We start from the raw sequence: 23,547 nt of genomic DNA on the forward strand, positions 1-23,547 counted from the left end.
CAGCGTGGTCGTTCCGACCCGCGACCGGACCACCCGACTCCTGCTCACCCTGACGGCCCTGGGACACCAGACCCTGGACCGTGAGCGGTTCGAGGTCGTCCTGGTCGACGACGCACCGGAGCGCGGTGCGGTGGAACAGGTGCTGTCCGCCCTTCCCGCGGGCCTGCCGGTCCGGCCCGCCACCACGGGCGGGCGCGGGGTGGCCTGCGCGCGCAACACCGGGGCCCGGCTGGCGCGCGGGGAGCTCCTGCTCTTCCTCGACGACGACACCATGGCCACACCGGGGCTCCTGGAGGCGCATCTCGCGGCCCACCGGGGGGCCGGTGCCACCGTGGTGCACGGCGCCGTCACCGACCTGTCCGCGTTCGCCCTGACGCCCGAACCCCGGCCCCTGCGGACGGCCCTGACCGGTGCCCGCGGCCGCACGATCGAGCCCGCCACCGTCGCCGACCTCGACTCCGCCGTCCCCCTGCTCGGGCCGCGCCGCTCGTTCATCGAGAGGACCGCCCGGCGGGTGACGCGGTCGCCCGAGTACGCCCCGCTGCGCTGGCTGAGCTGCATCGGCACCAGTACCAGCGTCCGGCGCACGGTGTTCGAAGGGGTCGGTGGCTTCGACGAGCACTACGGACAGCTGTGGGGCGGCGAGGACCTCGAACTGGGACTGCGGCTCGCCGCCGCGGGCGCCACCTTCGAACTGCTCGACGAGACCGCGTACCACCTGCCGACGGCCCGCCGGGACACCGGCGACCTCCTGCCGAGGTTCTGGCGGCGGGTCGCCGACCGGCACGGCGACGCGCGCCTCGCGGACGTCGGCCCCTTCCTCGCCGGCCGGCTCTCCCTCGACGAGCTGGCCGCGCGGCTCGGTCCCGCCGACCGTGCCCTGGCACCCGGAACGGCGGTGTCATGACGCACCCGAAGGCAGGCGCGGTGATCGTGGGCGGTACGGCGCCGCGGTCGCTGGACGGTCTCCGCTCCCGGCGGGACCTGTCCGTCCTCGCCGCCGGAGAGACCCTGCCCGCTGCCTTCGTCGACGTGCTGTCCGCGGCGCTGGACCGCCTGCCCGCCGCCCTGCGGGGCGGTGTGCCCGTGGTCATGGCGGCCACGGACTACTGCGTGTCGGCCACCTCCCAGTACGTCGGCCGGTGCGTGGAGGCGGAGGCGGGGGGCCGCAGGCTGCGGCCGTCCGAGGCCATGACCCCGGAGCCGGCGCAGTTGATCCAGGAGCTGGCGGAGGCCAGTGGCTGGAACGGGACGGGCCATGTGCTGATCAGCCCGCGCGCGGCCACCCTGCAGGCGGTGCGCTGGGCGTGGGGCGCCGTCTCCGCGGGGTTGCACGAGGCGATGGTCGTGTGCGAGGTCGTACGGGCCGCGCACGAGGACGGCTACCGGGTCGCGGCCGTCCCGGTGACCGCCGCCGACGGCGCCCGCGCCCCCCGCACCGGCGGACCCGGCGGATCGTCCGTGGTCGTCTCCGGCACCGGCCTGGTCACCGCCTTCGGCGACGGGGGGACCGCGTTCTGGCAGGGCCTGCTGGACGGCCGGCGGGAACTGTCCGAGCTGACCCGGTTCGACGCGTCCCGCTTCCGCAGCAGGACGGTGTGCCAGACGCGGGTGGAGGCGCCGCCCGGGCGCCCGACACGCCGCGCGCTGCTGGACCGGGCGCGCTCGGAGGCGCTGCGGGAGGCAGGACTCGACGAACTGCCGGGCCGGACCCTGCTGGTGTCGGCCGGGGTGGTCCCGCACCTCCCGCAGGTCGGCGACGCCCCCCGGATCGACGAGATCGCGGTGGAGCCCGACTGGGACGGGGACGGATCGGGTGTCGCCCCGCCGGACGCGGTGCTGATGGCCCACGCCTGCGCGTCGGGCGCCTTCGGGCTGGCCATGGCACGCGAATGGCTGCTGTGCGGCCTGGCCGACACGGCCGTCGTCACCGGGGTGTCGTCCCTCAACGCCTACGACTACGCCTGCCTCGACGTGCTGCGCGCGACGAGTACGACCGCCGCCCGCCCGTTCGACGAGGACCGCTCCGGCGTCACCGTCGGGGAGGGCGCCGGGGTGATCGTGCTGGAGACCGCCGAGCGCGCGGCGGCCCGCGGGCAGACGCCCCTGGCGACGCTCAGCGGGATCTCCTGCCGGGTGGCGGGGCAGGGCATCAGCCGGCTCAACGCGCACATCGGCGCCGCGTGCATGCGCGACGCGCTGGCCATGGCCGGCCTCACCACCGTCGACTACGTCCACGGTCACGCCCCCGGCACCCGGCAGGGCGACGAGGCCGAGCTGCTGGCGCTGGACCAGGTCGGCGCCGAGCACGACTGGCGGGGCGTCCCGGTCAGTTCGTACAAGGGGGCGGCCGGCCATCTGCTGCACGCCTCGGTGTTTCCCGGTGTCGTGGCGGCGGTCCGGGCCCTGCGTCATCAGGTGCTTCCGGGAACCCCCGGGCTGCGCAAGCCCCTCGACGCGCGGCATGTGCGGGTGCTGCGCGATCCGGAGCCCTGTGACGGGATTCGTTCCGTGCTGGTGAACAACTTCGGGTTCGGCGGCAACAACGCCGCGTTCCTCCTGACGGGGGGCGCGGCCGGGCGCATGGAGTGGAGTACGGATGGCTGACGCGGTGCTGATGACACCACGGGAGATCCTCACCGGGTTCTCCAGTGTCAACAACCAGAACGTCCTGATCAACGACGAGGAGTACCTCCGCCTGGACCCGGCGATGCGCCTCTTCTACGAGAAGGTCCGGGAGAACCTGGGGGTGGCCTGCATCGCCGGTCACCTGAGGTCGTGCGGCTATTCGGTGCGGGCGCTGAACCTGCACGGGCGCAACCCCAGCGACGAGGTGATCACCGACCTGATCCGGCGTGAGCGGCCGAAGTTCGTCGGGATCAGCATCATGTACGACCTGCACATCGTCGACGCGGTGCGGTTGCTGCGCTGTGTCCGAAAGGCCGATCCGTCGGTGTTCGTGGCGATCGGCGGGGCGTTCTGCACGTACAACGCCAAGCTGATCGCCGAGCGGATCCCGGAGGCGGACTGTGTGGCCTTCGGTGAGGGTGAGCTGACGGTCGAAGGCCTGATGGAGTGCCTGGCGGCGGGGCGTGACTGGCGCGGTGTGCCCGGCCTGTGGTTCTGGCAGGAGGGCCGGGTCCGCAGCAGCGGCCCGCCCAAACTCCCCGACCTCACCAAGGAACCCTGGCCGGCCCGCGACCTGCTCGTCCACCACCGCAAGAACGGCATCCCCACGCCGGTGGCGTCGACCTACACGAGCCGCGGCTGCCACGCCAAGTGCACCTTCTGCTACGTGCCCCGGGCGCCGGGTGTCGTGACGGGCAACGCCTGGCGGGTCCGCTCGCCGGTCGACGTCGTGGACGAGATCGAATACCTGCAACGGGAGTTCGGCACCCGGTTCCTGTGGTTCAACGACGACAACTTCGGCGGCGCCTTCCAGGACGGCTACCACCACGCCGTCGGCTTCGCCGAGGAGATCCTCCGCCGCGGCCTGGAGATCTCCTTCCACTGCGAGTTCCGCGTCGACACCGGCCTCGTCGACCGGGAGGCCCTGCACACCCTGCGCAGGGCCGGCATGGCCTCCGCGCTGCTCGGCATGGAGACCGGGGCCCCGGGGATGGCCAAGCGGTTCCGCAAGGGAACCATGGTGGAGTACAACTTCGACGCCGCCCGCCTGTTCAAGAAGGAGGGCATCGAGCTCGAGCCCGGCTGGATCATGGTCGAGCCGGGGACGACCCTCGACGAGCTCTGGGAGAACCTGAAGTTCATCGTGGCCGCCGACATCGCCGTGAGCGAGAACCCGTTCTCCTTCATCAGTCGCGCCATCGCACTGCGCGGCACGGAGATGTACGACAAGATCGCCGACCCGACTCCTCCGGAACTCCCGGGCGTCGAGGGGCCGGCCCGCGACGTCCTGCTGGAGGCCCGCCGGGAGTACCGCATCCCGGACCCGCGGGTCGAGGACGTGTGGGCGGCCTGGAGCAAGGTGAGCGCGGAGGTCGCCGACCGCAAGGAGGAGCTGCCCTTCGTCGCCCAGATCATCGTCGACGCCACCAGGGCACGCAGGTCCCGGGGGGAGCAGGGGCTGCGCCCGCTGCTGAGCCGGCTGCGCGGGTGGGCCGACGGCCTGCCGGACCTGCTGGTGGCCTTCCTCAACGTCGGGCTGCTCCTCGCGGACGAGAACCCGCCGCGGCTCGCCGAGCGGCTCGAGGCGGAGCTGCGCACGCTGGTCGACGCCTACGACCGCAGGGTCCTGGGCGAGCCCTACCAGGTGTTCGTCGAAGAGACCAAGAGGCTGTGCGGAGAGCAGGCCATGGCCGGCTGACCCGGCCGGTGTCGGGACGCGCACGTGAAGACGAGAGAGGAGACCGGTCATGGCGGATGTGGTCCTGCTGACCCCCCGGGAGATCCCCACCGGCGCCGCGAGCCTGAACAACCAGAACGTCCTGATCAACGACGAGGAGTACCTGTCCCTGGACCCTGCGATGCGGCTGTTCTACAAGCGGGTCCGGGAGAACCTGGGGGTGGCCTGCATCGCCGGTCACCTGAGGTCGTGCGGCTATTCGGTGCGGGCGCTGAACCTGCACGGGCGCAACCCCAGCGACGAGGCCATCATCGACCTGATCCGGCGTGAGCGGCCGAAGTTCGTCGGGATCAGCATCATGTACGACCTGCACATCGTCGACGCGGTGCGGTTGCTGCGCTGTGTCCGGGAGGCCGATCCGTCGGTGTTCGTGGCGATCGGCGGGGCGTTCTGCACGTACAACGCCAAGCTCATCGCCGAGCGGATCCCGGAGGCGGACTGTGTGGCCTTCGGTGAGGGTGAGCTGACGGTCGAAGGCCTGATGGAGTGCCTGGCGGCGGGGCGTGACTGGCGCGGTGTGCCCGGCCTGTGGTTCTGGCAGGAGGGCCGGGTCCGCAGCAGCGGCCCGCCCAAACTCCCCGACCTCGCCCACGAGCCCTGGCCGGCCCGCGACCTGCTCGTGCACCACCGCAAGAACGGCATCCCCACACCGCGCGCGTCCACGTACACCAGCCGCGGGTGCCACGCCAAGTGCACCTTCTGCTACGCGCCGCGGCAGCCCGGAGTGGTGGACGGACCCTGGCGGGTGCGGCCGGTGGAGGACGCGGTCGACGAGATCGAGTACCTGCAACGGGAGTTCGGCACCCGGTTCCTGTGGTTCAACGACGACAACTTCGGCGGCGCCTTCCAGGACGGCTACCACCACGCCGTCGGCTTCGCCGAGGAGATCCTCCGCCGCGACCTGAAGATCACCTTCCACTGCGAGTTCCGCGTCGACACCGGCCTCATCGACCGGGAGGCCCTGCGCACCCTGCGCAGGGCCGGCATGGACCTGGCACTCCTCGGCATGGAGACCGGGTCGCCCGGCATGATGAAGCGGTTCCGCAAGGGGACCACCGTCGAGTACAACTTCGACGCCGCCCGCCTGTTCAAGCAGGAGGGCATCGAGCTCGAACCCGGCTGGATCATGATCGAGCCGGGCACGACCCTCGACGAGCTCTGGGAGAACCTGAAGTTCATCGTGGCCGCCCGGGTGCACGAGAGCGAGAACCCGTTCTTCCTGATCAACCGGGCCATCGCACTGCGCGGAACCGAGATCTACGACAAGGCCACGCGGTACGAGGAGCCCGACATCCCCGGAGTGGAGGGCGCCGCCTGGGAGGTGCTGCGGCACGCCCGCCGCGACTACCGTGTCGAGGACGAGCGGGTGGAACACCTTTGGACGGCCTGGAGCCGGGTCTCCTCGGAGATCAACGACCGCAAGGAGAACGAGGTCCCGTTCCTCGCGCAGAGCATCGCGGACGCCGTCCGGGCCCGACGCGGCACCGGCGCGGAATCCCTGCGCCCCCTGCTGGGCCGGCTGCGCCGCTGGGACCAGGGGCTCGCCGGGCTGCTGATCGCCTTCCTCAACGCGGGGCTGCTGCTCGCGGACGAGAACCCGCCCGGACTCGCCGACCGGCTGGAGACCGAACTGCGCGCCATGATCACCGCGTACGACCGCGAACACCTCGGCCACACCTTCCCGGACTTCGTCGTCGAGACGGCGAAGGCGTGCGGCGAGCACGCCCTCGCCCAGGTGAGGGGCTGAGGCGATGACCCGCGAGCGAATCCGGTTCGCGGCCGTGGGCTGCGGCAGGGTCTTCCAGCGCTACCACCTGCCGTGCGCCGACGACCGGGACACCATGGAACTGGTGGGTCTGGTCGACGCCGACGTCGAACGGGCCCGGTCGCTGACGGCGGACCGCCCGCAGGTGTGGACCGGTACCTCCGTCGACCGCCTCATCCACGAGACGCGGCCGGACCTGATCAGTGTCTGTACGCCCAACGACGCCCACGCCGAGCCGGTGCTGGCGGCGCTGGACGCCGGCATCGCGGTGCTGTGCGAGAAGCCCCTCGCCGCCACGGTGGAGGAGGCGCGGCGGATGGCGGCCCATCCGGCGGCCGAGAAGCTGCTGGGGGTGAACATGCCCTTCCGTTTCCATCCGCTGCTGGAGGCGTTCGCCGACGCGGCACGGCCCGGCGCGCAGCGCGTCGACTTCTCCTTCGCCACCCCCGGCAACAGGGTGTGGCGGGCCTGCACGCCCTGGTACGGCGACGCACGACGGGCCGGCGGCGGCGCGCTCCTGGACCTCGGGCCGCACGCCCTCGACCTGCTCATGACGGTCTTCGGACCGCCGGACGTGGAGGCGTGCGAGGTGGACGCGCCGGGCGTGGAGGAGCGGGTCCGGCTGGACCTGTCGTTCCAGGGCGTGCCGGCGACGCTGCGCATCGACCGGGCCGCGCGCAGACTGGAGACCTCGGTCACCGTCACCACCGCGGACGGCGATCACGTCCTGGACCTGCGCCGCAACGAACTGCGCCGGGCGGACGGCACGGTCGAATCGGCCGGACAGGGACCCGAACTCGCCGCGATCTCGGCCTATTTCGATCTGGTGACGGGCGCTCCCGCCCCGCATCCGAAGGTGACCGCCCAGGAGGCCCTGGAGGTCCAGCTCGTCGTGGAGTCGGCCTACCGGCGCGCCGGCGTCGCGGCGGCGCCCCTGCCGCAGGGCAGGTGACGGAGGGTCATCCAAGGAAGCGGGCCACTTCGGCGCAGAAACGCTCCGGTTCGGTGCGATGCACGTAGTGGCCCGCGTCGATGGCCAGCAGCCGTCCCCGGGGCACCGTCTCGGCGACCTCGGCCAGCAGGGAGCGGGGGACCGGACTGGACAGTCCGCCGCTGATCACCAGCGTCTCGGCGGTGACGTCGGCGAGCCGCCGCCACCACACGGGGTCCGCTTTCCGGAGGTCGTCGATGACGGGGCGTACCGCGGCGCTGTCCAGCTCTCCCGACCGGCGCAGCTCGCGGAACTCCTGATACAGCGAGATGACGTGCGCCTGTCCGTCGGCCGGCCCCGACCGCGCCCGCAGCTCCGCCTCCGCCGCCGCGTCCCGTGGCGGCGGAGGCGTGTCCTCGATCACCAGCCTGCGGACCCGTGAGGGATGGCGCTGGGCGATGAGCCAGGCCACATGACCCCCCATGGAGTGGCCCACCAGGTCCACCTCGTCCAGGCGGTGCCGGTCCAGCAGGGACAGCACGTCCCGGTACATCAGCTCGAAGGTGTACGCGTCCGCCCGGGGGCTGCGCCCGTGTCCGCGAAGGTCCGGTACGAACAACCGGCGTCCCCGGGGCAGCAGCGCGGAGACGAGCCGGTCCCAGTTCCGTCCGGTGTTCCCCAGCGCGTGGAGCAGAACCGCCGGTCTCCCCGCCGGATCACCGGTGACCCGGCAGCTCAGCGTCAACGCTGCCTCGCTCGCCCCACCCCGGCCCGGCGTCTGATCCACGTCACGCAGCACCCCGCGATGCTATCCGCCGGGGGCCGTGACAGACAGAGGCCAGGAGCGGGGCCCGGCCGGCGGTGCGCGGATTTCGGCCGGTCGGCCGGGGCGTCCGCCCGGCCGACCGATCCGTCCTTCCGTCCTTCAGGAGCGTGAACTGGTCACGAGGTAGTCCACGATGGCCGTGACCGTCTGCTGGTGCCAGACCAGGTTGGCCGGCAGCTTGCGCTCCAGCAGCCGTTCCAGGCGGCGGCGGATGACGATCGCCATCACGGAGTCCAGGCCCGTCTTCAACAGCGACCGGTCGGGGTCGAGTTCGGCCGGGTCCAGCTTCATCTCGCTGACGATGACGGAGACCGTCTGCTCGTGCAGCAGAGCCCGCAGCGCCTCCTCCGACAACTCCTCGGACGGCCGGGCCCCGGCCGCCGTCCCCTCCCGCGCCGGCCCCGCCGGGTCCTCGTCGGCGAGGTCGCGCAGCAGACCCGTACGGCGGACCCCGTCCGGGAGCGGCACGGTGCGCAGCACCGCGAGGGAGGCGGCGCCGGTCCGGCCGGCGAGGTCCCAGGCGGCGAGGGCCTCGGGTGCCGTGATGTCGCCGACACCGTGCGCCTGGAGCTCGGCGTCCACCGCCGCGTTGGCCGCCATGCCCATGCCCCGCCAGGACGTCCACGCCAGGCTCATGCTGCCGACGGCACCGAGGGTGTGGTCGTACCCGGCCATGGCGTCGAGGAAGGCGTTGGCCGACGCGTAGGCGGCCTGGCCGGTGAGGCCCAGGTACTGTCCGCACGACGAGAAGTGGACCAGGAAGTCCAGGGTCCCCGGCGGGAACAGCCGGTGCAGGGTCAGGGCACCGCCGGCCTTCGGCCGCATCACCGCCGCCAGGGCGTCGGCGTCGAGCCGGTCGACCAGCTGGTCCTGCAGCACGCCGGCCGCGTGCACCACCCCACGGACCGGGGGCATGCCCAGCGCGTCCGGGGTCAGGGCGGCGGCCGCCGCCTCGGTGTCGGACAGGTCCAGGGACAGCACCCGTACGGTCGCCCCGAGGGCCTCGAGCCTGCGGACGGTCGCGACGCGGCGCGCCTGCACCTCGTCGGTGACGGCGTCCCACTCCGAACGGGGCGGCAGGGCACCGCGTCCGGCCAGCACGAGGCGGCGTGCGCCCCGCTCCACCAGCCACCGGGCGATCTCGCCGCCCAGGCTGCCCAGGCCGCCCGTGACGAGATACGTGCCGTCCTGCCGGCACCGCAGCGGGGCGCGGTCCGCACCCGGGCCCACGGAGCGGACCAGCCGGTTCGCCCAGGCCCCGCCCTCACGGACGGCGACGACGTCCTCGCCCGGGTTCGCGGCGACCACGCGCAGCGCGGCGACCAGGTCGTCCCTGGTGGGCCGCGGGCCGAGATCGACCGTGCCGCCCCACAGTCCGGGGTGCTCGCCCCCGACGACCCGGCCGAGACCCCACCGGGCCGCCTGAGCCACCGCCTCCAGCCGGTCCGCCTCGCGGACACCGCGGGTCAGTGACCAGAGCCGCGCCGTACCGGGCGGCCACGTGCCCAGCCGCCGCGCCGCCGACGCGAGCTGCCACGCCTCGCGCACGGCACGGTCCGCGGCCTCGGTCTCCCCGGCCGGACGGTCCGTCAGGGGCAGCAGGAGCACGTCCACGGGACCGGGAACCTGCCCGCGCAGGCCGTCGAGACCGTCCGGATCCTCCGCCGCCAGGCACGGGATCCCGCGCTCGTCGGCCGTGGCGCGCAGTGCCGCCGCCAGCTCCCCGTCCGCGCCGACCAGCACCAGGGACCGGTGCGGGCGGGGGGCGCCGGAGCCGTCGAGGGGGAGGGGCTTCCAGTCCGTCCGGAACAGCAGTTCCCCGGGCGGGGCCGAACGCGCCTCGACCTCGCCGCCCGCGTACCGGACCCCGGCCAGCACGGCCACGGCCCGTCCGTCCTCCGCCGCGATCCGCACACCCACCGAGCCCCTGCCGTCGACGTACGCCTCGAGGCGGGCGCGGGACGGGGGCTCGCCCGTGGTCCACACGCGGCCGACGCCGGCCACCACCCGCAGCGCGGCGGGCCCGGGAAAGGCGACGGCCGCCATGGACAGCGCGGCGTCGAACAGCGGGGCCCATGTCGCCGGGGCGGACGCCGGCTCGTCGGCCGCGACGACGTCCGCGCGCAGCCCGTCCGGGACCCGCTCCAGACGGTCCACGCGCCAGGGGAAGGCCATGCTCGGCACGCCGACCGAGGCGAGGCCGGTGGCGATCCGGTCGGGGGGGAGCGCCGTCCCCGGTCCGGCCGCGGCCGGCGGAAGGGGTGGCGGCGAGGCGTCGCCGGACACGGACGCCACCGCGTGGGTCAGCGACGACCGCTCGTCCCCGTCCGGCCCGTCCGCGCCCGGATCGCCGGGACCCGGCTCCTTCGGGTCGGCGGCCCGGGACAGCAGGCGGATCACGCCGTCCTGCGCGATCACGTCGACGTCCTGGGCCGTGGACAGGGTCAGCGGCAGCTCGAACGACACGTCGGAGAGACCGCCCGCCGCCCGGCTCCCCCGGGCCGCGTCCAGGAAGGTCTGGAGGACGACGGCCGCCGGGACGATCTCCACGCCGTGGATGGTGTGGCTGCCCGGATACGGCCGGGACTCCAGGTCGACGCGGGTGCGCCAGAGGTCCAGCGGCGTGGTCCCGGCCAGCGTGGTACGCGGCCCCAGCAGGGTGCGGCTCGCCGGGTCGTGCCGTCCCCGGTCGGCCCGGTGGACCGGCAGGTCGCGCCAGTACCGCTGGCGCCGCCAGCTGCGGACCGGCAGCGACAGGGGCCGCGTGCCCGGGGCGGAGGGCCAGTCGAGGGAGACGCCGTGGCAGTACAGCAGCCCCGCGTTCAGCAGCAGGTGTTCCCGCTCCCCGGCGTCACGGCGCAGGGAGGCGGCGAGACAGTGCCGGTCGGCCCCGACCGTGTCCAGCGTCTCCTGCACGGAGTGCCGGACCACCGGATGGGCCGACACCTCCAGGAACGTCCGGAACCCGTCCTCGGCCGCCGCGGCCACGGCGCCGGACAGCCGTACCGGGCTGCGCAGATTGGTCGCCCAGTAGGCGCCGTCGCGGACGGCCGCGTCGCGCGGGTCGGCCAGCGCGGTGCTGTAGACGGGGATGCGGGGGGCGTGCACGGTGAGGTCGGCCGCGGCCTCGGCGAGCTCCTTCATCAGGGGCTCCATCTGCGGGCTGTGGAAGGCCACGTCACTGTCGACGCGGCGCACCAGCAGGGACGGGTCCGCGGCGAGCTCCCGGGCGAGGGCGTCGATCTCCGCGACCGCGCCGGCCACCACGGTCGTGGTGGGCGAGGCGAGGACCGCCGGCACCACGCCGTCGGTGCCGCCGAGCCGTGCCGCGGCCTCGTCGGCGGGCAGACCGATCATCAGCATGCCGCCCGCGCCGGCCACCCGCCGCAGCAGGACACTGCGCCGGCACACCAGCCGGGCGCCGTCCTCCAGCGACAGGATCCCCGCCGTCGCGGCGGCCGCGATCTCCCCCATGGAGTGGCCGATGACGGCCGCGGGCCGGACCCCGAGCGACCGCCAGACGGCGACCAGGCCCATCTGCACCGCGTAGATCATCGTCTGGGCCACGTCCACGCGGCTGACGTCGCCGTCCTCGATCAGATCCCGGGCCGTCGTGCCGAACTCCTCGGCGAAGACCGGCCCGATCCTGTCGATCACCTCGGCGAAGACGGTGTCCGTGGCCAGCAGTTCGCGGCCCATGCCCGGCCACTGGGCGCCGGTCCCGGAGAAGACCCACACCACCTTGTCCAGGCCCTCGTCGGTCACCGTGCCCTCGGCGAGGCCGGGCGCCGAGTCACCGGCGGCGAAGCGGCGCAGCCTGCCCTCCAGCTCCGCGCGGTCGGCGGCGACGACGGCGACCCGGCGGTCCAGGTGGCTGCGCCGGGTTCCCAGGTGCTGCGCGAGGGAGGCGAGCGGAACGCCCGCGCCCGGCCCGTCCAGCCAGTCGGCGAGCCGGGCGGCGTCCTCCCGGACGGCCGCACCGGACCGGCCGGAGAGCGGGAACAGGCGGGGCGGTGCCGGGACGGCCTCGGACGCGGCGGACGGCTCGTGCCGTGCGGGCACCTCCTGCGCGGCCGGCGGTGCGCCCTCCAGGACCGTCCGCGTGTCCTCGGGGACCGCCGGTGCCTCCTCCAGGACCGTCGGTGCGTCCTGCGAGGCCGCCGGTGCCTCCTCCAGGACGACGTGGGCGATGGTGCCGCCGTAGCCGAAGCTGGAGACACCCGCTCGGCGGGGACGCTCCCCACGGCGCCACGGGGTGCGCTCCTCCGTCACCCGCAGCCGTGACTCCGCCCAGGGAATGCGCGGGTTGGGGGTGGAGAAGTGCACGCTGGGCGGGATCTCCTCATGGACGAGCGCGAGGATCGTCTTGATCATCCCGGCGATCCCCGAGCCGGCCTCCAGGTGCCCGATGTTGCCCTTCACCGAGCCGATGAGGCACGGGCTGTCCGCCGGCCGGCCCGCGCCGAAGACCGCGGCGAGCGCACCGGCCTCCAGCGGGTCGCCCGCGACGGTTCCGGTGCCGTGGGCCTCGACGTAGTCGACGGTCTCCGGGGCGATGCCGCACTGCGCGTACGTCCGGCGCAGCAGGTCCGCCTGCGCCTCGCCGTTGGGCGCCATGATGCCGGCGGTCCGGCCGTCCTGGCTCACCCCGCTGCCGCGGATCACCGCCAGGATCCGGTCCCCCGCCCGCTCGGCGTCCGAGAGGCGCTTCAGGACGAGGACGCCCGCCCCCTCGCCCCGGCCGTAGCCGTCCGCCGAGGCGTCGAACGGTTTGCTGTGGCCGTCCGGCGAGGTGGCGCCCGCGCGGGCCAGGGTGACCGAGAGGCCGGGCGCGACCATGAGGTTCACGCCCGCGGCCAGCGCCACGTCGGACTCCCCGGAGAGCAGGCTCCGTCGCGCCAGGTGGACTCCGACCAGGGAGGCGGAGCACGCGGTGTCCACGGCGAGGCTGGGGCCGCGCAGGTCGAGGCTGTGGGAGATGCGGTTGGCGGTGGCGCACAGGGCCGCGCCGATGCCGGTCCAGGGCTCGATACGGGCGAGGTCCTCCAGCAGTCGGCGCCCGTAGTCGTCCGAGCCGACGCCCACGAAGACTCCGCAGTCGGTCCCGCCCAGGCCGAGGGGCGGGATCCCCGCGTGTTCCAGGGCCTCCCACGCCAGTTCCAGCAGCAGCCGCTGCTGGGGGTCCATCAGTTCGGCCTCGCGCGGCGCGATACCGAAGAACTCCGCGTCGAAACCGGCGATGTCGGCGAGGAAGCCGCCACGGGTCGGGGTCTCCCGTACGACGGCCGCGTGCTCGTGCCCGGTGTCCGCGTACGGAGCCCAGCGCTCCGCTCCGTCGCCGATGCCGTCCCGGCCCTGGACGAGGAGGTCCCAGAAGGCGTCGGGGGAGTCGGCGTCACCGGGGAACCGGCAGCTCAGCCCGACGACCGCGATGGGCTCCCCGGGCCCGTCGGCTTGCCCCCGCGGGGGCAGCGGGCTCGTCACACCGGGCTCCCCTCAGCGCCCGTGGCGCGCCAGGCGGGAGGTTCCAGCACTGTGACCACGGCCGCGGTGATCATGAGTCCGGGCCCGGCGCTCAGCAGCAGGAGGTGGTCACCGGCGTTCACCTGTCCGTCCTCGACGAGGTGGTTGAGCTGCAACCCGACGTCGGCGGCGCCCGCGTGGCCGACGTCGCGGAAGAAGTCGACCGCGCCCAGTGACGCGTCCAGGCCCATCGGCCGCAGATGGCTGTCCAGGAAGTCCGTGGTGGCCGCGCCGAGATGGAGCACCTTCGACAGGTCCGCGACGGTGATCCCCGCCTCGCCCGTCACCTGCTCGACCAGCTTGGCGCCGCTCGCGCCGTACTCCTGGCCGATCTCGGACGCCTTCGGGCCCAACTCCTCGACCATCGCCTCCAGGTGCTCGTTCATGTCGAGTGCGCGCCCGGTGGTGACCGCCGGAGGGAAGATCGGCTCGTGCCCGCGGTTGAGGATCTCGAACTGGGGCAGCGACACCGACTCCACGGAGCGCAGCGCGGCCCAGCCGGACCGCTTCGACAGGACGACCGCCGTGGCCGCGTCGGCGAGCACCGCGTCACGGTGGGCGTACCACCGGTCGACCGAGGGAGCGCCGAAGTTGTCCGCGCTGCTCACCACGGCGCCGGTGCGGGACGGCGCGCACAGCAGGTACTGGGTGGCCATCTCCAGGGCGGCGAGGAACGCGTTGCACCCCTGCTCCACCGTCAGCGCCGGGACGGGGGAGCCGAGGGTGGAGCGCAGGATGTAGTGCGGTGCCGACCAGCCGTCGGGGCCCTGGTGGTACGCACAGGAGTGGACGAGGATGTCGATGTCCTCAGGGCCGAGGCCCGAGCGGTCCACCGCCTGCCGGACGGCCGCCACCGCCATGTCCGGCGCGGAGGTGCCGTCGGCCACGGCGATGTTCCGCCACCCGCAGGACTCCATCCGCTCCCGGTCGTACGCGCCGCGCCGGACCGCCTCCTCCACGCTCACCCTGGGCGGAATGAACGCCCCGGTCCCTGCCAGGAAGATGTTCTCTGTTCTCACTCTCACATGTCCTCACTGACCGGTCCGGGGCCTGATGACCTTCCCGGTCTCGGTGGTCGGCAGTTCCGCCCTGGAGGCGAAGGCGTGGGGGACCCAGGAGGGCGACAACCGCTCCCGGCAGAAGCGCTCCAGCTTGTCGAGGTCGACCGTGTCGGGCGTCACCGTCGCGCTGATCCGCTGTCCCAGCACGGGATCGTCCACACCGGACACCAGACAGGTGGCGACATCCGGGAAGGCGAGCAGGACGGCTTCGATCTCCTCGGGGCTGACCTTGGCGCCCGCGACGTTGATGCTGGTGGACAGGCGCCCCGCGAGGACGAGGTCCCGTCCTTCCCAGCGGGCCAGGTCACCGGTGGTGAACCCGTCCCGCAGCGGGGTCGCGTCGACTGCCCCGCCCTCGGCGTACCCGAGCATCATCGACGGCGACCTGACGGTCACCAGCCCCGTCACGGCGTCGCCGGCACCGTCCCCGGCCCCCGGGACCGGGGAGAGTTCGACCCGCACACCGGGCAGGGGGGCGCCGGGCCCGAAGACGCCGGGCTGCCACGGGGCCGGGCGGCTCACACAGATCGGCCCGGTCTCCGTGGTGCCGTATACCTGGCCGACGTGCCCGCCGAGCCGGGTCGCGACCAGTTCGGCGGTGTGCGCGTCCAGCGCCATGCCGGCGGAGAGGAAACCGATCGCGGGGCCGTCGTGCGGGCGGGTGCGGGCGGCCTTGGCGAGCAGCCGCAGCATGGGGGGCACGCCGACGAACAACGTCACGTCCCCGGCGGCGAGTTCGCGCAGCAGCAGGCGCGGCTTGTCCGGCGTCGTACAGCGGACGGGCGCGCCCGCCAGGGTCGCGGCGACGGCGCACAGGCCGAAGCCGTACGCGTGCTGGAGGGGTACGGGGCAGAGCAACCGGCTCTTCGGCCCCAGCCCCAGAGCCGTACGGTAGTGCTCCGCCTCGGCCAGCAGAGCGGCGGCGGAGCGCAGCGCGACCCGGGGGTAGCCGGTGGTGCCCGACGTGATCTGCGCCGTCGCCGCCTCCTCGAAGGCGGGCCGGCGGGCTCCTTCCCGGCCGACGCTCAGGATCCTTCCCCCCCAGTCCGCGGCCGTGACCGGGAAGGCCGGCGACGAGCTCGGGGCCGAGAGGAAGTCGAGCGGACAGCGTTCCTGGATCCGCTGGAGCTCCCACGGCGTCAGCCGGCGCGAGAGCGGCACCGCGACCGCGCCGGTGGAGATGATGGCGAACACGTCGCCGACGAACTCGGCCGCGGGCCAGGCGACGGTTCCCACCAGGGTGCCCGGCCCGACGCCGGCCTCCCGCAGGGCACGGGCCCTGGCGTCGACGCGCTCGGCCAACTGCGCCGCGCTGGTGGTCCCGGAGTCGTCGCTGATCAGCGGCGCGTCCCCGGCACGGGCGCCCTGGGCGCGCAGCAGGGAGAGCAGCTCCGCACGCGCGGCGGTCATCCGAGACCGGTCAGCGCGCGCCGCAGCGCCCCCGCCGCCTTGTCGAGGACGTCCCCGGTGTGCGCGGTGCTCAGGAACCACGGCTCCAGCGCGTTCGGGTGGAAGTAGACGCCCTCCCGCTGGGCGAGGGTCTGGAAGCGGCGGTGCCGGGAGAAGTCGACGGCCTCGGCGAGGTCGCGCAGGGTCTCGCCCTTCTCCAGCGGTTTCCTGAGCAGGGCCACGCACATCAGGGTGCCGACCCGGTTGATGTGCACGGGCCGCTTCTCCGCGGCGAAGACCTCGCGCACGGCGTCCTCCGCGCCGGCGCCGATGGCCTCGAGCTCCTCGTAGAGGCCGGACAGCGCGCGGATCTTGGTCAGTACGGTGACGACCGCGCGCAGGGCCGCGTGGTTCCCGGCGTAGACGCCGGCGTGGTGCGCCTCGTTCGTGGCGAGCATCCGCATCGCGGCCTTCCGCCCGCCGAAGGCGGCGACCGGGAACCCCCCGCCCATGACCTTGGACAGGACCGTGAGGTCGGGCTCGACGCCGTACAGCTCCTGCGCCCCTCCTCGGGCGACCCGGAAACCGGTGATCACCTCGTCGAAGATCAGCATCGCGCCGCTGCGGGCGGTCAGGTCGCGCAGCAGCTGGAGGAAGCCGGGTACCGGGGCGATCACCCCGGCGTTGGCCAGAACCGGCTCCAGGATGACGGCCGCGATCCGGTCACCGTCCCGCGCGAAGAGCTCCTCGACCGCCTCGGCGTCGTTCCACGGCAGCTGCGCGGTGTGGGCGAGGGCCTCGGGGATCATTCCGGGCGCGCCCGCGACGACGTCCGTCGGCCGGGTGCCCTGTATCTGGAGCGTGGTCTTGCCCGCGCGCAGGACGGTCTCGCTCCAGCCGTGGTAGTGGCCTTCGAAGGTGACCACCAGGGAGCGGCCCGTGGTGGCGCGCGCCAGCCGCAGCGCGGAGGCGACCGCCTCCGTGCCGGAGTTGGCGAACCTGACCTGCTCCACGCCCGGCACCAGTTCGGCCACCAGGGATCCGGCCTCGGCGTCCAATTCGTGCGGCAGGCCGGTCATATGGCCCTTGGTGAACTGGTCGGCCACGGCGTCGGCCACGTCGCGGTCGGCGTAACCGAAGAGATTCGGACCGTAGCCCATGTTGAAGTCCACGATCTCGCCGTCCTCGACATCGCGGATCAGGCAGCCTTCGGCACGCCGCACGACCAGTGGCACGGGCACGGCCGCCGCACGCATGCTGCTGCTGACACCACCGGCGATGACCTCTTTGATGTCCTCCAGACAATCAGCATTCGTCCGACGTTCGGCGTCCATGGCACCCACTGAAATCCTCCAGCTTCGTCGGCCTGATCCGGCATCACAGAATGCCCCAGGGATTTCGGACCCGACAGCGGTCGTTGCCGGAATGGCCGGATCGCGGGGGTGATCGGCCTGTCTTGGATGGCAGTATCGGACGGGCTGATCGGCGCGCGTCGCGGAGGGGGGAATGGGATGTCGTCTCGGGGCGTCGCCGTGGTCACGGGGGCGGGATCGGGCCTCGGGGCCGCCATCGCCGTACGGCTGGCCGCCACCCACGACCTGGTGCTGACCCATCTGACCCGGGACACCGGGCTCGCCGACACCGCTGACCAGGCGTCAGCGGCCGGCGCGGACGTCGTCGCCACCGTGGTCGGGGACCTCACACACAAGGAGACCGTGGACCGTCTCGGACAGGCCATGGACTCCTGCGGGCCGAGACTGGACGTCCTCGTCTGCAACGCCGGGGCGTACACGTACACCCCCTGGCAGGACACCACCTGGGACGACGTGCGCTCGGCCGTGGACGTCAATCTCCTGGCGCACATCGCCTGCGCCCGTGCCGCCACACCCCATTTGGTGGCGCGCGGAACCGGCCGGATCGTGGCCGTTTCCACGGTGCTCACACGGATCGGGCGCGTGGAACTCGCCCCGTACATCGCGGCGAAAGGGGGCCTGGAGGCATTCGTGCGCGCCCTGGCCCGCGAACTCGGCCCGCACGGCATTACCGTGAATTCCGTCAGACCGGGGCCGATCGAACTGAGTGCCGAGCAGAGGTCCCACCCGGATTACCCTTCCTGGCGGCAACGGGAATTCGCCCGGCAATGCATCAAACGGCATGGACGCCCCGAGGACGTGGCCGCGGCCGTTGCGTTTCTGACTTCTCCCGGAGCCGGTTTCATCACGGGCCAGAGTCTGACCGTCGACGGCGGCTGGGATCTCCACTGACCTGCCCGCGCAGGCCGATCCAAGGAACCATGACGCGAATGGCGCACGAACAGGAACAGAACTCCACCACCCGGGTACTGCTGGTGCGGCACGCCCAGTCGCATGCCAGCGTGAAGAAGCTGATCGCCGGGGGCCGCACCTGTCCCGGCCTCACGGAGCTGGGGCGGGAACAGGCCGCACAGCTCTCGGCACGGCTGGCGGCCGAACCACCGCGGCCGCACGCGCTGCTGACCAGCCCGGTGCGCAGAGCCCGCGAGACCGCCGAGGTCCTGGCGAGCGGGCTGGAGCTCGGGGCGCCGGTCGTCGAGAGGGAGGCGCGGGAACTCGACTTCGGGGCGGCCGACGGTCTCTCCATCGACGAATACCAGCGTGTGCACGGGGCGTTCGACATGACCGCCCATCCCGACCGCCCGTTCGCCCCCGGCGGTGAGACCTGGAACCGGTTCCGGGACCGGGCCGGCCGTGTCGTCGACGACCTGGTCTCCCGCCACCGGGGCGCAACGGTCCTCGTGGTGTGCCACGCCGGGTTCATCGTCGCGGTGATGTCCGCGCTGCTGGACGTCGTCCCGCCCGTGCTGTTCACGGACTCGACGCCCGCCGCGACATCGATCAACGAGTTCGTCCACGACGGCTCACGGTGGCGCCTGCTCCGGTTCGACGACGCGCGGCACCTCGACACGGCCGTGTGAGGACAGCGGCACCTCGACGGGGCCGTACGAGGACAGTGGCACCTCGTCTCGGCCGTACGAGGACAGCCGGTCCGTCCGGCCGGCGACCGCCCCGGAAGCGGACGGCGGCGCCCCAATCCGCCGACGGGCGGGCAGGGTTCACTGCTGCGGGCCGCGCTTGCGTTCCATCATGTGGCGGCCCAGCGCCTTCTTCCGCTTCCAGCTCCGCAGGATCTCCGCGTTCAGCCGCGCGTCGCTCCGGGCGGCGATCCGCTCGTTCTCGCGGAGCAGCTTGTGGTAGTTCTCCAGCCGCCGCAGGGGCAACTCGCCCTCCTCGACCGCCGCGAGCACCGCGCACCCGGGCTCGCTGCGGTGCGAACAGTCGGGGAAACGGCAGTCCCGGGCGAGGGACTCGACGTCGGTGAAGGCCTGGGCGACGCCGTGGTCGGCCTCCCACAGCCCCACCCCGCGCAGCCCCGGGGTGTCGATCAGGACACCGCCGCCCGGCAACGGCAGGAGGTCGCGGGTCGTCGTCGTGTGCCGTCCCTTGCCGTCACTGTCACGCGTGGCGACGACCCGCTGCGCGTCCGCTCCCGTGAGCGCGTTGACGAGGGTGGACTTGCCGGCACCGGATGGGCCGAGGAGAGCCGCGGTGCCGTCGACGAGGGCCGCGAGGGCGTCCATGCCCTGCCCCGTGGCCGCGCTGACGGGCAGCACGCGCGCGCCGGGGGCCACCCTCTCCGTGTCCTCGACGAGATGGGACAGCGTCACCGGGTCGGGGACCAGGTCGGCCTTCGTGAGGACCACCACCGGCTGCCCGCCGCTCTCCCACGCCAGGGAGAGGAAACGCTCGACGCGCCCGAGATCCAGCTCGTCGGCGAGCGAGACGGCGATGAGCACCTGGTCGATGTTGGCGGCCAGGACCTGGCCGTCGGAGCGCTGCGAGGAGACGGCACGGACGAACGCCGTGCGCCGCGGCAGCAGTACCCGGACGACCTCCTGGTCCGGGTCGAGCGCCACCCAGTCCCCGGTGCAGGGGGTGAGCAGGGGATCGGAGGAGGCCACGGGCCCCGTGCCCGCCCGAACGGTCGTCACCCGCCCGTCCGCGGCGGCGGTGACGGTCTCGCAGCTCCCGCGGTCGACCCGCACCACACGGCCGGGCCGGAGACCGCCGGCCCCGTGGGGGGCGAAGTCGGTGGCCCACGCGTCGTTCCAGCCGTACCGGTCGAGCGGATGGGAGGCAGTGGATGCGGTCAAGCTCGCCCCTCCAGAGGGGTGTGGGGGCAGTGGAACCGGCGAAGGGTGCGTGCACCGGCTGCTCGGGCCCGCAGTCTAGTCCCCGCACGCCGGGCACCTGAGGGGACGCGTACCCAGCGAGCACCGCCCGCGGGGGTGGGTCAGCGGTTTCCGGCCACCGCGTCCGACGCGGACAGGTCGCACAGCGCCTCGCGGTCCGCCCGCGCGGTCTTGGTCAGCAGGGCCGCCACATGCTTCTCGACCGTACGGGGCGAGATGTAGAGACGGCCCGCGATGGCCTTGTTGCTCAAACGTTCCGCCAGTAACTGGAAGACCTCGTACTCACGGACCGTCACCCCCAGCGCCCGCAGCGGCGCCGGGATGCGGTCCGCGCCGCTGCGCCGCTGCCGGACCGAGACACCGGACTGGCGGAGCAGGGCCCGGCACGCGCCCGCGACGTCCGGAACGGGCGCGGCGTGGAAATGCTCCTCCGCCCGGCGCAGCCACGTGGCCGGATCACCCCAGCCGTTCTCCAGTGCCGCCTCGGCCGTCAGCCGCAGCCCCAGATGGAGCGCCGTCGGATAGGGGGCGGCCAGCAGCTCCGCCTCGGCGACCGCCGACGCCGCCGCCGACGCCTCGCCCGAGCGGCCCAGCAGCACCGCGTGGGCCAGCAGGACGAAATGCCGGTTCCAGCGCATCCGGCTCGCCGAGGTGGCGGCCGTCCGGTGGTAGTGGTCCCAGTCGGCCTCGCCGGCCAGCACGTCCAGCAGCAGCCGCAGCCCGTGCAGACCGCTCAGATGGAAGGTCGTCGGACTGTCCCGTTCCTGGGCGCGCGCCCGGTCCAGCTCGCTGAGCGCCAGCGGCCGGTTCTCCTCGAGCAGCGCGCAGAACGCCCGTGCCAGGCCGAGGCAGAGCGGCTCCTCCTGCGAGCCCGCCCCGTCCCAGCCGGTGAACTCCCGCAGGGCTTCCTCCATCGCGGCCCGGTCGCCCTGGTGCGCCGCCAGCGTCGCCCGGGCCATCAGCACATACCGGGCCACCGGCGCGAGCCGCAGCCGGGCCGCCGTCGTCAGTACCTCGTCGCCGAGCCGCGCGGCCTCCTCGAACCGGGCGCCGAGCACCGCCTGGAGGACGAGGATCGCGTCGATCGAGTACGCGATGGTCACCGCGCCGAGCCGCAACGCCTCGTCGCGCGCCAGCTCCAGGGAGCGCGTGTCCCCGTCCGCCAGCCACTCGTTCCCGCCGATGCGCACCAGCGCGTAGACGCGCGGTATCGGCAGCCGGTGCTGCTCGGCGATCCGCCGGGCCCGTTCGAAGCACGACTGGGCCTCCTCCAGATCGCGTTCCCGGGCCAGCACCCCGAGCAGCTCCCAGGCCTGGCAGGCCACCACCGGCAGCGGACCGGCGCCGGCCGCCGCAACCGCGTCACGGGCCAGCCTCTCGGCCGTCTCGGTACGGTCCGGTCCCGGCGTGTCCAGCGCCAGGTACGCGGCCACCACGTCGACGGCGGCCCGCTGCGCCGGGTCGCGCACGGTCTCCAGGAGCGCCCTGGCCTCGGCGATCTGTGCGTTGCCGTCGGCCCAGCGGCCCGCCAGGTGGGCCACCTTGGCCAGCCGGGTGTGCAGCGCGGCGAGCCGGCCGGCCTCCATCCCCGCGCCTACCAGCTCGTGCAGGCCCTCCGCGAGCTCGAAGGCGCGGTCGAACTCACCGCTCTCGGCCAGCGCGGGCAGCAGCGACTCCAGCACCTCGGCCCGGGCGGCCCAGTCCTGACGCTTCGCCAGCAGCTCGTCGGCGCCCAGCAGCAGGGACACTCCCGAGCCCACGGCGCCGTCCGCCAGCGCGCGACGGCCCGCCTCCGTGAAGAGCCGCGCCGCACCGACCGGATCACCCGCGTCCCGGCGCAGCGCGGCCATCAGCGGACACCACTCACCCGGCAGTCCGGGGTGGAGCTCCTCCACCACCTCGGCGGCCCGGCCGGACAGCTTCGCCCGGTCGGTGGGGGTGAGCTGCGCCAGCAGGGCCTCGGCGGTCAGCGGATGCCGGAACGCGTACCAGTCGGGCGCCGGTTCGTCCGGCACCACCAACTGGGCGGCCACACCGGCGTGCAGATGGCTGAGCAGACCGTGGTCGTCGATGCCGCACATCCGCTGGAGCACCGACAGCGGGAAGCGGTGGCCGAGCACGGCCGCCGCCGACAGCAGCATCCTGCCCTGCGGCCCCAGCCGGTCGGTACGGTGCGCGATGCCCCGCACCAGCGTGCTCGGCACCTCGGTGCGCAGCGGGCCGACCACCTCCCAGGAGACGCCACGGTGGACCACCGATCCGTTGCCGAGCATGCTGTGCAGCAGCTCCTCGACGACGAACGGGTTGCCGACGCTGGTGTCCCACAGCCGCGCCACGATCTCGTGGGGCACCTGGTCGGCCTCGGTGTCCAGACAGGACGCGATCATCCGGGCGACCTCGGACCGGTCCAGCGGCCCCAGACCGAGCAGGACACCGGAGCGCCGCTGGGTCACCGAGTGCGCCAGGTCCAGGGCGGCGCACGGCTCCGCCCGGGTGGTGGCGAGCAGCACCACCGGCAGGTGCTCCAGGTTGTCCACCAGGTATTCGAGCACCACCAGGGTCTCGGTGTCGGTGTCGTGCAGGTCCTCCAGGACCAGCAGGGCGCCACGCTCCCTGGCGACCACGGCGAGCAGTCGCAGGACGGCCTCGGCGAGCACCACCAGCGAGCCGCCGTTCTGTGCCTCGCCCGCCCAGTCGGGGACCAGGCGCCCCAGCACCGGCCGGTACGGGCCCAGTTCGGCCTGGACCAACGGCTCACCGCCGCGGAAGAGCGACATCAGCGCCTCGGTGAGCGGGCGGAACGGCACCATGGGCCCGATCGTGCTGCCCCGGCCCCGCAGCACCCGCATTCCGGCGGAGAAGGCCCGGCCCGTCGCCTCGGCCGCCAGCCGTGACTTGCCGATGCCTCCGTCGCCGACGAGGAACACCGTGCTGCCACGCTGCTCGCGTGCGGTGTCGAGGGCGCGCTCCAACTGGGCGATTTCCGCGTCACGTCCGACGAGGAGGGGCGCTTGGGGATGCATACCCGCGAAGTTACCTGTTCATGGCAGGGCACAAGCGCCGCTCCGCACAGGTGCCCGTGACGCCACGAAAGGTTTGCGCCACCGATGTCCTGGACCCGGACCGTGTACCCGCGCGCCGTTGCGACGGCGGCGGCGTCCGCCTCCGTGAGGGACGGAGGCGGCCGGCGGCGGAGCGGGGAGGCCCGGGGGCGTGACATCAGATCGGGAGGATGGGGACGCTCACGGTGGTGTCGATGTCGTTGAGGAGCGCCACGAGTCCGGTGCCGAGGGCGAGGCCCGCGAGCACACGGGTGCGGGCCGTGGCCCGGCCGCGCCCGGAGAGCGTGATGCGCCCGGCCGGCTCCGCCGCGCGGGCGTCACCCGCAAGCCCGTCGGTGGTCGTGTCGGTGAGCGCGGTGACGGTCTCGCGGGACGGCGTCTGCGGGTTCATGAAGA

General features: G+C 73.6%; 15 protein-coding genes. 7 read left to right on the plus strand and 8 right to left on the minus strand.

Going from position 1 to position 23,547, the window contains the following annotated elements; translation table 11 throughout:
- Positions 1-4: 4 nt before the first annotated feature.
- The 5 genes from ACIBBD_RS37695 to ACIBBD_RS37715 are packed head-to-tail and all read left to right on the plus strand — an operon-like array spanning position 5 to position 7,083.
- Complete coding sequence (locus tag ACIBBD_RS37695; RefSeq protein ID WP_399424372.1) at positions 5-907, plus strand: glycosyltransferase family 2 protein; 903 nt, start codon at positions 5-7, stop codon at positions 905-907.
- Entirely contained in the window at positions 904-2,607 is a 1,704-nt protein-coding gene (locus ACIBBD_RS37700; RefSeq protein ID WP_399424373.1) for a beta-ketoacyl synthase N-terminal-like domain-containing protein, read from the plus strand. The genes ACIBBD_RS37695 and ACIBBD_RS37700 overlap by 4 nt, the downstream gene beginning before the upstream one ends.
- A complete protein-coding gene (locus ACIBBD_RS37705; RefSeq protein WP_399424375.1) occupies positions 2,600-4,327 on the plus strand; it encodes a B12-binding domain-containing radical SAM protein in 1,728 nt (575 codons plus the stop codon). Before ACIBBD_RS37700 ends, ACIBBD_RS37705 begins: the two co-directional genes overlap by 8 nt.
- 49 nt (positions 4,328-4,376) lie before the next feature.
- The gene (locus ACIBBD_RS37710; RefSeq protein ID WP_399424377.1) at positions 4,377-6,113 is read left to right on the plus strand and encodes a B12-binding domain-containing radical SAM protein; all 1,737 of its coding nucleotides are present in this window, start codon (positions 4,377-4,379) and stop codon (positions 6,111-6,113) included.
- A gap of 4 nt (positions 6,114-6,117) precedes the next feature.
- Positions 6,118-7,083: a Gfo/Idh/MocA family protein gene (locus tag ACIBBD_RS37715; RefSeq protein ID WP_399424379.1), complete on the plus strand. Its 966-nt coding sequence runs from the start codon at positions 6,118-6,120 to the stop codon at positions 7,081-7,083.
- Positions 7,084-7,090: 7 nt separating this feature from the next.
- On the opposite strand, the gene ACIBBD_RS37720 is transcribed toward ACIBBD_RS37715, so the two are convergent.
- From ACIBBD_RS37720 to ACIBBD_RS37740, 5 genes are all read right to left on the minus strand, one after another.
- Entirely contained in the window at positions 7,091-7,861 is a 771-nt protein-coding gene (locus ACIBBD_RS37720) for an alpha/beta fold hydrolase (protein ID WP_399424381.1), read from the minus strand.
- 126 nt (positions 7,862-7,987) lie between these two features.
- Positions 7,988-13,372 (minus strand): type I polyketide synthase, encoded by a 5,385-nt coding sequence (locus ACIBBD_RS37725; protein WP_399424383.1) that lies wholly within the window; start codon positions 13,370-13,372, stop codon positions 7,988-7,990.
- Positions 13,369-14,430: a ketoacyl-ACP synthase III family protein gene (locus ACIBBD_RS37730; protein ID WP_399424385.1), complete on the minus strand. Its 1,062-nt coding sequence runs from the start codon at positions 14,428-14,430 to the stop codon at positions 13,369-13,371. Before ACIBBD_RS37730 ends, ACIBBD_RS37725 begins: the two co-directional genes overlap by 4 nt.
- A gap of 12 nt (positions 14,431-14,442) precedes the next feature.
- Positions 14,443-15,882, minus strand: coding sequence for a class I adenylate-forming enzyme family protein (locus ACIBBD_RS37735; protein ID WP_399424387.1), 1,440 nt, complete (start codon positions 15,880-15,882; stop codon positions 14,443-14,445).
- Positions 15,879-17,195 carry an aspartate aminotransferase family protein gene (locus tag ACIBBD_RS37740; protein ID WP_399424389.1) on the minus strand — a complete coding sequence of 439 codons (1,317 nt, stop codon included), beginning with the start codon at positions 17,193-17,195 and terminating at the stop codon, positions 15,879-15,881. The genes ACIBBD_RS37735 and ACIBBD_RS37740 overlap by 4 nt, the downstream gene beginning before the upstream one ends.
- A gap of 177 nt (positions 17,196-17,372) precedes the next feature.
- On the opposite strand from ACIBBD_RS37740, the gene ACIBBD_RS37745 reads away from it, so the two are divergent.
- Both ACIBBD_RS37745 and ACIBBD_RS37750 read left to right on the plus strand, forming a co-directional pair.
- Positions 17,373-18,125, plus strand: a complete 753-nt coding sequence (locus tag ACIBBD_RS37745; RefSeq protein WP_399424391.1) for an SDR family NAD(P)-dependent oxidoreductase — start codon at positions 17,373-17,375, stop codon at positions 18,123-18,125.
- 38 nt (positions 18,126-18,163) lie between these two features.
- On the plus strand, positions 18,164-18,814 hold the full coding sequence (locus ACIBBD_RS37750) for a histidine phosphatase family protein (protein WP_399424393.1): 651 nt from the start codon (positions 18,164-18,166) through the stop codon (positions 18,812-18,814).
- A gap of 138 nt (positions 18,815-18,952) precedes the next feature.
- On the opposite strand, the gene rsgA is transcribed toward ACIBBD_RS37750, so the two are convergent.
- The 3 genes from rsgA to ACIBBD_RS37765 all read right to left on the minus strand — a co-directional run bounded on the left by rsgA (position 18,953) and on the right by ACIBBD_RS37765 (position 23,542).
- A complete protein-coding gene (rsgA, locus tag ACIBBD_RS37755; RefSeq protein WP_399424395.1) occupies positions 18,953-20,050 on the minus strand; it encodes a ribosome small subunit-dependent GTPase A in 1,098 nt (365 codons plus the stop codon).
- A 140-nt stretch (positions 20,051-20,190) separates the two neighbouring features.
- Positions 20,191-23,112: an AAA family ATPase gene (locus tag ACIBBD_RS37760; protein ID WP_399424397.1), complete on the minus strand. Its 2,922-nt coding sequence runs from the start codon at positions 23,110-23,112 to the stop codon at positions 20,191-20,193.
- Between the two features lie 196 nt (positions 23,113-23,308).
- Positions 23,309-23,542 (minus strand): hypothetical protein, encoded by a 234-nt coding sequence (locus ACIBBD_RS37765; protein WP_399424399.1) that lies wholly within the window; start codon positions 23,540-23,542, stop codon positions 23,309-23,311.
- Positions 23,543-23,547 lie beyond the last annotated feature (5 nt).

It is taken from the genome of Streptomyces sp. NPDC051315 (genome assembly GCF_044455165.1).
Lineage (GTDB): Bacteria > Actinomycetota > Actinomycetes > Streptomycetales > Streptomycetaceae > Streptomyces.

Coding starts and splice junctions, on each gene's coding strand:
- ACIBBD_RS37715 (WP_399424379.1), top strand. CDS start 6,118: ATGACCCGCGAGCGAATCCGGTTCGCGGCCGTGGGCTGCGGCAGGGTC.
- ACIBBD_RS37760 (WP_399424397.1), bottom strand. CDS start 23,112: ATGCATCCCCAAGCGCCCCTCCTCGTCGGACGTGACGCGGAAATCGCC.
- ACIBBD_RS37750 (WP_399424393.1), top strand. CDS start 18,164: ATGGCGCACGAACAGGAACAGAACTCCACCACCCGGGTACTGCTGGTG.
- ACIBBD_RS37700 (WP_399424373.1), top strand. CDS start 904: ATGACGCACCCGAAGGCAGGCGCGGTGATCGTGGGCGGTACGGCGCCG.
- ACIBBD_RS37745 (WP_399424391.1), top strand. CDS start 17,373: ATGTCGTCTCGGGGCGTCGCCGTGGTCACGGGGGCGGGATCGGGCCTC.
- ACIBBD_RS37705 (WP_399424375.1), top strand. CDS start 2,600: ATGGCTGACGCGGTGCTGATGACACCACGGGAGATCCTCACCGGGTTC.
- ACIBBD_RS37710 (WP_399424377.1), top strand. CDS start 4,377: ATGGCGGATGTGGTCCTGCTGACCCCCCGGGAGATCCCCACCGGCGCC.
- ACIBBD_RS37735 (WP_399424387.1), bottom strand. CDS start 15,882: ATGACCGCCGCGCGTGCGGAGCTGCTCTCCCTGCTGCGCGCCCAGGGC.
- ACIBBD_RS37765 (WP_399424399.1), bottom strand. CDS start 23,542: ATGAACCCGCAGACGCCGTCCCGCGAGACCGTCACCGCGCTCACCGAC.
- ACIBBD_RS37740 (WP_399424389.1), bottom strand. CDS start 17,195: ATGGACGCCGAACGTCGGACGAATGCTGATTGTCTGGAGGACATCAAA.